This window comes from Cupriavidus sp. 01L46 (assembly GCF_056399905.1).
In genome coordinates, this window is sequence record NZ_JBFTSF010000352.1 from 1 (window position 1) to 9,575 (window position 9,575).

11 protein-coding genes are annotated in these 9,575 nt (G+C 65.7%); 7 read left to right on the forward strand and 4 right to left on the reverse strand.

Going from position 1 to position 9,575, the window contains the following annotated elements; all coding sequences use genetic code 11:
- The 3 genes from AC1DS3_RS33965 to AC1DS3_RS33975 all read left to right on the forward strand — a co-directional run.
- The coding region (locus AC1DS3_RS33965) for an SRPBCC family protein (protein ID WP_477128898.1) at nt 1-390 on the forward strand (390 nt) is incomplete at its 5' end.
- Between the two features lie 6 nt (nt 391-396).
- Complete coding sequence (locus AC1DS3_RS33970) at nt 397-1,362, forward strand: PDR/VanB family oxidoreductase (RefSeq protein WP_477128899.1); 966 nt, start codon at nt 397-399, stop codon at nt 1,360-1,362.
- 126 nt (nt 1,363-1,488) lie between these two features.
- Nucleotides 1,489-2,604: an ABC transporter substrate-binding protein gene (locus AC1DS3_RS33975; RefSeq protein ID WP_477109180.1), complete on the forward strand. Its 1,116-nt coding sequence runs from the start codon at nt 1,489-1,491 to the stop codon at nt 2,602-2,604.
- 10 nt (nt 2,605-2,614) lie between these two features.
- Here the strand turns inward: AC1DS3_RS33975 and AC1DS3_RS33980 are convergent, their stop codons facing one another.
- Entirely contained in the window at nt 2,615-3,457 is an 843-nt protein-coding gene (locus AC1DS3_RS33980; RefSeq protein ID WP_441636282.1) for a transporter substrate-binding domain-containing protein, read from the reverse strand.
- Between the two features lie 74 nt (nt 3,458-3,531).
- Nucleotides 3,532-4,431, reverse strand: a complete 900-nt coding sequence (locus AC1DS3_RS33985; protein WP_477128900.1) for a M14 family metallopeptidase — start codon at nt 4,429-4,431, stop codon at nt 3,532-3,534.
- A gap of 300 nt (nt 4,432-4,731) precedes the next feature.
- On the opposite strand from AC1DS3_RS33985, the gene AC1DS3_RS33990 reads away from it, so the two are divergent.
- Genes AC1DS3_RS33990 through AC1DS3_RS34000 form a run of 3 tightly spaced genes read left to right on the forward strand, consistent with a single transcriptional unit; the run spans nt 4,732 to nt 7,129 of the window.
- Nucleotides 4,732-5,544 (forward strand): MetQ/NlpA family ABC transporter substrate-binding protein, encoded by an 813-nt coding sequence (locus AC1DS3_RS33990; RefSeq protein WP_441636278.1) that lies wholly within the window; start codon nt 4,732-4,734, stop codon nt 5,542-5,544.
- Nucleotides 5,545-5,598: 54 nt separating this feature from the next.
- Nucleotides 5,599-6,492: a methionine ABC transporter ATP-binding protein gene (locus tag AC1DS3_RS33995; protein ID WP_441636276.1), complete on the forward strand. Its 894-nt coding sequence runs from the start codon at nt 5,599-5,601 to the stop codon at nt 6,490-6,492.
- A complete protein-coding gene (locus AC1DS3_RS34000) occupies nt 6,473-7,129 on the forward strand; it encodes a methionine ABC transporter permease (RefSeq protein WP_150984309.1) in 657 nt (218 codons plus the stop codon). The genes AC1DS3_RS33995 and AC1DS3_RS34000 overlap by 20 nt, the downstream gene beginning before the upstream one ends.
- A 54-nt stretch (nt 7,130-7,183) precedes the next feature.
- On the opposite strand, the gene AC1DS3_RS34005 is transcribed toward AC1DS3_RS34000, so the two are convergent.
- Nucleotides 7,184-7,771, reverse strand: a complete 588-nt coding sequence (locus AC1DS3_RS34005; RefSeq protein WP_441636273.1) for a class II aldolase/adducin family protein — start codon at nt 7,769-7,771, stop codon at nt 7,184-7,186.
- 172 nt (nt 7,772-7,943) lie between these two features.
- Between AC1DS3_RS34005 and AC1DS3_RS34010 the strand changes: the two genes are divergently transcribed.
- Nucleotides 7,944-8,909 (forward strand): tripartite tricarboxylate transporter substrate binding protein, encoded by a 966-nt coding sequence (locus tag AC1DS3_RS34010; RefSeq protein ID WP_477128901.1) that lies wholly within the window; start codon nt 7,944-7,946, stop codon nt 8,907-8,909.
- Between the two features lie 95 nt (nt 8,910-9,004).
- Here the strand turns inward: AC1DS3_RS34010 and AC1DS3_RS34015 are convergent.
- The coding region (locus tag AC1DS3_RS34015) for a DUF418 domain-containing protein (RefSeq protein WP_477128902.1) at nt 9,005-9,575 on the reverse strand (571 nt) is incomplete at its 5' end.

Consider the following 9,575-nt stretch of genomic DNA (forward strand, 5'->3'; position numbering starts at 1 on the left):
ATCTACAACTTCACGATCCCCGCCATCCTGCTAATGGATTCCGGCATGTCTCCCACCGGCACGGGCGCGCCGGCGGGGGTGCGCGTCGATGCCGCCGAATTCCGTGGCTGCCAGGCCATCACCCCGGAGACGGAAAACTCCACGCATTACTTCTTCGCCCATCCGCACAACTTTGCCATCGACAAGCCGGAAGTCACCGCGTCGATTCACCAAAGCGTGGTCACCGCGTTCGACGAAGACCGCGAGATCATCTCGGCGCAGCAGCGAAGCCTTGAGCTTGAGCCCAACTTCAAGATGATGCCGTTTTCCATCGACGCCGCGCTTTCGCAATTCCGTTGGGCGGTGAACCAGAAGCTCGAAGAGGAAGCGGCAGCGTCCGCGCGGAGGTAGCACGGCATGCTCGAACTGATCGTATCCAGGATGACCGCGGAGGCCGAGGGCATTCTCGGCATCGAGCTGCGGCGCCCCTGCGGTGGCGCCTTGCCGGCGTTCACCGCGGGCGCGCATATCGATGTACACCTGCCCGGCAATATTGTCAGGCAATACTCGCTGTGCAACGACTCCGACGAGACCGACCGCTACTGCCTTGGCGTGGGGCTCGCGCCGTTGTCGCGTGGGGGGTCGCGGTATGTCCATGAAGGACTCAAGGAGGGCGACGCGCTCGCCGTGAGCGCGCCGCGTTCGCTGTTCGGCATCGACGCGGCTGCCACTGCGCATCTGTTCATCGCCGGCGGCATCGGCATCACGCCGATTCTCAGCATGATCCGCTGGTGCGAGGCCAACGGCCGGCCGTGGAAACTGCTCTACTGCATGCGCTCGCGCCAGCGCGCGGCTTACCTGGATACGTTGTCGCGCTACGGGGAAAGGGTGCAGTTGCATGTCGATGACGAAAGCCAGGGTGCGCTGGCGGATCTTGCCTCTTTTCTTGGCGGGCTGCACGAGGGTGGGCACGTGTATTGCTGTGGGCCTTCGCCGCTGATGGATGCGGTGGCTGCCAAGGCGGAGTCGGCAGGTGTGCCACGCGCTGCCACGCATTTCGAGCGGTTCAGCGCGGATCCGCAGCAGGCCAGTGCACATGCCGATGCCGATGCGGACGAGGCTTTCACGGTTGTCCTGCACCGGCACGGCAGCCGTTTCACCGTGCCCGCCGGTTCCACCATTCTCGAAACGCTCGAGCACAACGGCGTGCCGTTGCCGTTCTCCTGCCGCGAGGGATTGTGCCGCAGTTGCGAGGTGCCCCTGCTGTCCGGCAAGGCGGACCACAGGGACTACGTGCTGAGCGAMGCAGAGCGCGAGGCCAACACCGCCATCATGATTTGCGTTTCCCGGGCGCTGACTCCCGAGTTGGAACTGGACATCTGAGCACGCCGCGCAGCCCCACTGCCTGGCAAGAGCACCGCAACACGCGCCACCCAGATGGCCGCGATCATCCAAGGAGACAAGATGATGTTCCATCCCGCTCGCTCAATACTGGCTGCCGTGCTTGCCATGGCCGGCCTGGCAGCAACCCCTGCGCGTGCCGACATCAACGTCGGCGTCACCCTGTCGCTGACCGGTCCCGCGGCGTCGCTCGGCATGCCGGCAAAGCGCGCGATCGACCTCCTGCCAAAGGAGGCAGCAGGGCAGAAGCTGAACTTCATCCTCCTCGACGACACCTCGGATCCCAGCGTCAGCGTGCGCAACTTTCGCCGCCTGGTGGATGAGCACAAGGTGGATGTGGTGATGGGCTCCTCGGTTACGCCGTCGACCATTGCGCTGGTCGACGTTGCCGCCGAGACCAAGGTGCCGTTGATGAGCCTGGCTGCCAGCGCCAAGATCGTGGAGCCGCAGGACGAGAAACGACGGTGGGCATTCAAGGCGATCCAGAATGAGAACCTGATGATCGGCGCCACGCTTGACCATATGCAACAGGCCGGGACGAAGACACTGGCATTCATGGGTTTCTCGGATGCCTATGGCGACGCATGGCTGGCCGCACTCCAGCCGCTGGCGGACAAGGCCGGTATCAAGCTTGTGGCCACGGAGCGTTATGTCCGCACGGACACCAGCGTAGTCGCGCAGACACTGAAGATCATCGCCGCGAAGCCGGACGCCGTCCTTGTCGCCGCATCCGGCACACCCGGCGCCCTGCCGCAGAAAGCGCTCACCGAGCGCGGGTACAAAGGACGCGTCTACCAGACCTACGGCATTGCCAACCGGGACTTCCTGCGCGTTGCCGGAAAGGATGCGGAGGGCGCGATCTTCGCGGTCGGGCCGGTGCTGGTAGCGGACCAGCTTGAGCCTGGCAGCCCGATGCGGCCCGTCGCGCAGGATTTCGTCAAGCGCTACGAGGCCGCGTACGGCTCTAACTCAGCCTCGATCTTCTCGGCCAACGTCTGGGATGCGGGCCTGGTGCTGCGTGCGGCGATTCCCGCCGCCCTTGGCAAGGGCAAACCGGGCACAGAGGCGTTCCGCATCGCGCTGCGCGACGCGTTGGAGAGCACCAGCGGTGTCGTGACTACCCAAGGCGTGACGACGATGTCCCGGTCCGACCATGTTGGCTACGACAAGCGGGCAGCGGTGCTGGTCCAGATCCAGAATGGCGTCTGGAAATACCTGAAGTAAATCACTGCCTCTATGGCTTGCCGCTGAACTTGCGGTGCATTTGCGCCAGCAGCGGCGAGCGCGGCAGCAGATCGGCCTTGCTTTCCAGCTCGATCAGCCGGCCGGAGCGGTGCAGGTCCTGGATGATGCGGTCCACCGCCGCCACCGTGTCTTTTTCGCCCTTGCGCACCCAGGCCACTTGCGGGGCGGGATCGACCTCGTCGGGCAGCACCGCGTAGTCGCGCCATTCCGGATCGCGCGCCACCAGCGTGTTCAGTGTCACACTCTCATGCACGGCTGCCACGCACGAGGCGCCGCCGCGCAGCGCCAGCAGGGATTCGGACATGCCTTTGAAGCCTTTGAGCTCGGCGCCGTACTGCGCGCTCAGCGGCTTGGCATAGCTGCTGCCCTGCGAAAGGCAGACCGGCTTGCCGCGCAGGTCCTCCCAGCGCTTGATGCCGCTGCGCTTGAGAAAGACCGCGGTGCCGCCGTTGCGATAGTACGGCGTGGGGGCGTAATCCATCTGCGTGGCGCGCTCCGGCGTCAGCAGCATGCTGGCAACCAGCAGGTCCACCTTGCCTTGCTGCAGGAACTGCACGCGGTTGGCTGGCAGCACGGGTACCAGTTCGGCTTGCACGCCCAGGTCCCTGGCGATCTGCCTGGCCAGCTCCGGGTTGAAGCCGATCATCTCGCCGCTGGCCGGATCGATCGAGCCGAAGCCGCCCGTGCCGTTGACGATGACGCCGATGCTGATTTTCTTACGCTGCTGGATGCGATCCAGCGTGGCGTCGGCGTGGACGGCGGTGCTGCCGAGCAGCGTGGTGAGCACCAGGGCAAGGAGGGCGCGGCGTGGTGAGTCAGATAGCCTGGGCATGGGAATGCATACTGGTGAGGTGTAAAGCGACGGCGTGATGCCGGCACGCGCGCCTTGTGCTGAGCAAGCGCTTATCAATCGTCGGCCAGCTGGAACAGGCAATCGCCGCGCTGCGTGTGCGCGGGCACGCGCTTGCAGATCACCAACCCGCTTGCCGGGAAGCGCGCGATCGCCGGCTCGCGCTCAAGGCTGTGCGGCGTATGCAGCAGCGCCGCAGGCTGGCCGGCGTCCACGCGATCGCCAAGCTGCACCAGTGGCTCGAAGATGCCGTCTTCCCGCGCATAAACATAATGGCGCTCCCGGTCCACGCGCAGCAGTCGGGTGGTGTGCGGCGCCGCAGCAGGCACCAGCGGGCCGCGCACAACGCCAAGGAAGCCGACCGGGTTGGGCACCTCATTGATGAAGGTGTGCGGCAAGCCGAAGGCATGCACCGCGTCGAACAGTCGCGCCTTGGCGGCAGCGTCTTGCGCGGCCTGGGCAAACAAGGTGGCGCCGTGGTATTGCAGTGAACTGCCGCCGGAGTGCAGGTCGATCGCCAGGCTCACGCGCGTGAGCAGCGAACGCTCGATATAGTCCGCGATGACCTGCGTCGGCGTGCCGCGCGCATCGCCGGGAAAGCTACGGTTGAGATTGCCGCCGTCCAGCGGCGACGTGCGCAGGCCGGCTTGCGCGGCCGGATAGTTGGCCATCGGCAGCAGGATCACCTGGCCTTGCACCATCTCCGGCGTGAGCGCGCGGATCAGCCGCGAAACCAGGATCTGGCCTTCGTATTCGTCGCCATGGTTGCCTGCCATCACCAGCACGGCGGGGCCTTCGCCGTTGCGTACCGAGGCGATCGGGATGGGCAGCCAGCCATAGGCGGAGCGATGCGCGGAGTGCGGCAGGCGCAGGTAGCCGGTGTGCTTGCCCGGCGCGCCGAAATCGACTTCGCTGTGGATGGGGGAGGCGGGCGCGTGCCCCGGGGAGGAAGCCATGGTGAAGTCGTCGGGTGAGGGCGGCGCGAGCCTTGCAGCTCGCGCGGCGTACGGGAACCCGTCACTCTACGCAGCCGGCCCGGCTTGCGGAAGGAACAAATCGGCGCATGGATATGCGTGCGGCGTGCGCACGTTTTGACTTCCGGTCGCCACGGCTGCCACGCTGCCACGCTGGCAGGTTTTCCGGATTTGCTACTGCGGTTTTATTCTTGGACCGGCATGCCGTCGCTTACCTAGACTGGTTGCCTGGCATCTCGCCAGCTCAATCATCGCCAGCAATATCTTCGAGGTGAACGGCTTATGAACCTGCGTGCAATTTTATCCACGGTCCTCGCCGCCACGACGGCGCTCGCCATCGGCGCCGCCCCGGCGCTGGCCGCCGACAAGCCCATCAAGGTCGGCGTGCGCGGCGGGGTGGACGAAGAGATATGGGAAGTGGTGACCAAGGTGGCCCGCAAGCAAGGCTTCAACGTGGAGCCGATCGTGATTACCGGCACCGCCAGCCCCAACGAGGCGCTGAACAACGGCGATCTCGATGCCAACGCGTTCCAGCACAAGCCGTTCCTGCGTGACCAGATCAACCAGCGCGGCTACAAGATCGTGGCGGTGGCGGACACGCTGATCTCGCCGATTGCCTTTTACTCGCGCAAATACAAGTCGCTGGAGTCGCTGCCGCAGGGCGCGCGGCTGGGTATTCCCAATGATCCGAGCAACCAGACCCGGGCGCTGGTGATCCTGCGCGATCATGGGCTGATCAAGCTGCGCGCGGGTTTCGACCCGTACACCGGCACGGCCACGCTGGGCGATATCACCGCCAACCCGAAGAAGCTGGACCTGGTGGAAAGCGCTTCGGTGGTGCTGGCGCGCTCGTTGCCGGACGTGGATGCCGCCGCCGTGGTCAACACCTTCGCCTACCAGGCCGGGCTGATCGCCACGCGCGATGGCATTGCGGTGGAGAAGAAGGAGCACAACCCGTACGTGAACGTGATTGCCGTGCGCGAGCGTGACAAGGCCGCGCCGTGGGTGGCACCGCTGATCAAGGCGTACCACTCGGACGAGGTGCGCAAGTTCATCCTGACCAAGTACCAGGGCTCGGTGATCCCGGCGTTCTGATGTGGCGGCTGCCGTTGCTCATGTTGTTGATGTTGTTCCCGGAGGATTTTCATCGTGTCACAGACGCCCCCGCTGCAATCAAGTCCGCCGCATATCGTCTTCGAGCAGCTTGGCAAGCACTACCCGGGCGCGCCCGCGGCCGCGTTGCAGGAGGTGTCATTCACGGTGGCGCGCGCAGAGGTTTTCGGCATCATCGGGCGTAGCGGCGCGGGCAAGTCCACGCTGTTGCGCACCATCAACATGCTGGAGCGTCCCAGCGCGGGGCAGGTGCGCGTGGATGGCGTGGACGTGGGCACGCTGGACGAGGACGGCCTGGTGGCGCTGCGCCGGCGCATCGGCATGATCTTCCAGCATTTCAATTTGCTATCGGCCAAGACCGTGTTCGAGAACGTGGCCTTGCCCTTGCGCGTGGCCGGCGTGCCGCGCGCGGAGATTGTGCCGCGCGTGATGGCGTTGCTGGAACTGGTGGGGCTGGCCGACAAGGCGCAGGTTTATCCGGCCACGCTGTCCGGCGGGCAGAAGCAGCGCGTGGGCATTGCGCGCGCGCTGGTGCACCGCCCGGAGATCCTGCTGTGCGACGAGGCTACCTCGGCGCTGGACCCCGAGACCACCGAATCGATCCTGGCCCTGCTGCGCGACATCAACCGCACGCTCGGACTGACCGTGGTGCTGATCACGCACGACATGGCGGTGATCCGCCAGGCTTGCGACCGCGTGCTGGTGCTCGACCAAGGCCGCGCGGTGGAGCTCGGCACGGTGTGGCAGGTGTTTGCCGAGCCGCGGGCCGCCGCCACGCTGGCGCTGCTGCGCCCGCTGCGGCTGGATTTGCCGGTGCCGGCCGGCGGCGAGTTTGCCCATGCCATGCATGCCGCCAAGGCGGCCAACGCATCGTACGCGAGTGCGCGCGCCAATATCGAAATACAGGCTTATGTTCCCGCCCATGGCTGACAAGTACGTAAAGGCGCTGGGCGAGACCTTGCTGATGGTGAGCGCCGCCTGCCTGGTGGTGTTCGTGTGCGGCATGGCGCTGGCCATCGTACTGACGTTGAGCGCGCCGGGTGGTTTGCGTCCGCGTCCGCGGCTGCACCGTACGCTGTCGGCGCTGGTCAACACCTTCCGCTCGATCCCGTTCATCATCCTGCTGGTGGCGATGCTGCCCGTGACGCGGCTGATCGTCGGCACCACCATGGGCACGTGGGCGGCGGTGGTGCCACTGAGCGTGCACCTGATTCCCTTCTTTGCGCGCATTGCGCAGGTCAGCCTGAACGAGATCGATCCGGGCCTGATCGAGGCCGCGCGCGCCATGGGCTGCCGGCGCTGGCACATCGTGCGCCACGTGCTGCTGCCCGAAGCGCTGCCCGGCATCGTTGGCGGCGCAACCGTCAGCGTGATTGCCATGATCGGCTCGTCGGCCATGGCCGGCGCGGTGGGCGCCGGCGGCCTGGGCGACCTGGCCATCCGCTACGGCTACGAGCGCTACGAGACCGCGGTGATGTTCAATGTGATCGTGATCCTGGTTGCGCTGGTCACGCTGGTGCAGTTCGGCGGCGAGCGGCTGGCGCGGCGCTTCGACCACAGGCGCTGAGCCGGCCACGGCGCGCGCTGGCGACTAYTGGCGACTACTGGCGATTACTGGCGATTACTGGCGATACGACGGATCGCTGCGATCGAGCTGCCGCAGCAGGGCCGCCCAGTGCTTGCGCGTGACGGGGCCGCCGGCATTGCTCACCACCAGGTCCGCCACCTTGCGTGCCACGGCATCGGGTGCGATCACCAGCGGTGCGCCGCCGGATTGCGCGGCCAGCTGCGCCACGCAGGCGCGCTCCGGCATATGCAGTTCCTGGAAGGCTTGCGCAATGGTGGGCGCGCACGTCAGCAGGCCGTGGTTGCGCAGGATGAAGATATCGCGCTCGCCCAGGTCCGCCACCAGCCGGGAGCGTTCATCCAGGTCGATGGCGATGCCTTCGTAGTCGTGATAGGCCACCCTGTCGAAGAAGCGCATGGCGTGCTGCGAAATCATCAGCAGGCCATCGCGCTGCGCCGACACGCCGATGCCGGCAGCGGTGTGGGTATGGAGCACGCAGCCCACGTCGTGGCGCGCGGCGTGGATGGCGCTATGGATCACGTAGCCGGCCGGGTTGATGCCAAGGCCAGTGTCGTCGCGCAGGATCTCGCCGTCGATATCGACCTTGACCAGGTTGGACGCGGTGATTTCTTCGAAGGCCACCCGGGCTTGCCAACGCTGCAATCGGCATATGGAAATGCAAGAGCGGAAGGACGGCGATGCGGCCGCGATGCGCCATCCCGTAGAATCCTCCCCTGCGCGGCCGCTCCCATGCATCGCGCGCCGTGCACTGACCCAGCACCACACATAAAACCAATAACGCAGGAGCCCCCCCTTGAAGAAGCCCTTCGCCCTCATCGCCGCCGCGGCAGCATTGACGACGGCTGCCACCTTTGCCCACGCCGCTTATCCCGAGCGGCCCATCAAGCTKATCGTGCCTTTCCCGCCGGGGCAGGCCACCGACATCTTTGCGCGCGCCCTGGCCGAGCGGCTGGGCAAGCAGCTTGGCCAGCCGGTGGTGGTGGACAACCGTGCCGGGGCGGGCAGCAACCTCGGCATGGAGATCGCTTCCCACGCCGCGCCCGATGGCTACACGCTGGTGATGGCCGGCAGCGCGATGGCGGTCAACCAGACGCTATACAAGAAGCTGAACTACAACCCGCGCCAGGATTTCCAGCCGATCTCCGGCGTGTTCTCGGTGCCGCTGGTGTTCCTCGCCACGCCGGCTTCCGGCATCGTCTCGCTGCGCGACCTGATCRCCAAGGCCAAGGCCGCGCCCGGCAAGTACAGCTACGCCAGCGCGGGCGTGGGGGGTACCCAGCATCTGTCGGCCGAAATGCTCAAGGCCCAGGCGGGCATCTTCATGGTGCACATCCCCTACAAGGGCAGCGGCCCGGCGCAGTCCGACTTTCTCGGCAACCAGATCCCGCTGATGGTGGACTCGGTGACGGCGGCGCTGCCCCTGATCCAGTCGAAGAAGGCCGTGCCGCTGGCGGTCACGGTGGCCAAGCGCGCGCCGCAGCTGCCGTCGGTGCCCACGGTGCGCGAGCAAGGCGTTCCAGGCTTCGAAGCGCTGGGCTGGGCCATCCTGATGGCGCCCAAAGGCCTGCCACCCGCGCTCGTGAGCCAGCTCAACGCGGAAACGGTGAAGGCGCTGCAGTCGCCCGAGCTGTCGAAGTTCATCACCGACCGCGGCTCGGAGCCGATGCCGATGAGCCCGGAGGAAACCGGCAAGTTCGTCGACAGCGAGATCCACAAGTGGGGCGCGGTGGTGAAGCGTTCGGGCGCCCAGGCTGATTAGGCGCGGCTAACAAAACCATGTCATCGTCACATGCCTGTTGAGCGTTGCCATGAGGCGATGGCGCAGCGGCTTGCAAGTGACCRGAATCCATGCGTCTAACGCACGGCTGTCAGCCATCGCATCAGGCGTTCGACAGGGCCTTGCCTCATCTTGAAACTCCAAACCCAGGCCACGATTGTTGCAAATGCCAGAAAAGCTGATGCGGCCAGTGCGGCGTCGGTCAGAGTACAGTTGCCATCCAGCGCCCCAAGTGTTTCCAGCAGGCCCATGCCGATGAAAATGTGTGCCAGATAGATGCTGAGGGTCATGCGCCCGGCGGGTAGCAGGAATCTCAACGGCCGACCGGGCCACTGGCTGGAAATGCGCAGGCAAACGCCAATGGCAGCGCTGGCGGAGCCAATGCCCATGAGCAGATATAGCGGGCCCGGTGGCATAGGTGTCGTGCCTAGCAGCCAGGCAAAGGCGCTGTCCTGGCACAGGTGTGAGATTACACCAGCCAGCACGGCCATCGACAATCCGGTTCCTGCCAACGCCCATTGCGTACTGGCGCGTTGCAGTGGTAGATGTGCCAGCAACATGCCATATAGAAACAGCGCGAACCATGGCAGCACCGGATGGAATCCGTTGAACAGCAGGTTACGAGCGAAGCCGGCCGGCGTCCACAGG

What these genes read in the sequence shown, in the direction of transcription:
- AC1DS3_RS33975 (WP_477109180.1), top strand. Translation starts at nt 1,489, where the DNA reads ATGGCCGGCCTGGCAGCAACCCCTGCGCGTGCCGACATCAACGTCGGC.
- AC1DS3_RS33980 (WP_441636282.1), bottom strand. Translation starts at nt 3,457, where the DNA reads ATGCCCAGGCTATCTGACTCACCACGCCGCGCCCTCCTTGCCCTGGTG.
- AC1DS3_RS33985 (WP_477128900.1), bottom strand. Translation starts at nt 4,431, where the DNA reads ATGGCTTCCTCCCCGGGGCACGCGCCCGCCTCCCCCATCCACAGCGAA.
- AC1DS3_RS33990 (WP_441636278.1), top strand. Translation starts at nt 4,732, where the DNA reads ATGAACCTGCGTGCAATTTTATCCACGGTCCTCGCCGCCACGACGGCG.
- AC1DS3_RS34000 (WP_150984309.1), top strand. Translation starts at nt 6,473, where the DNA reads ATGTTCCCGCCCATGGCTGACAAGTACGTAAAGGCGCTGGGCGAGACC.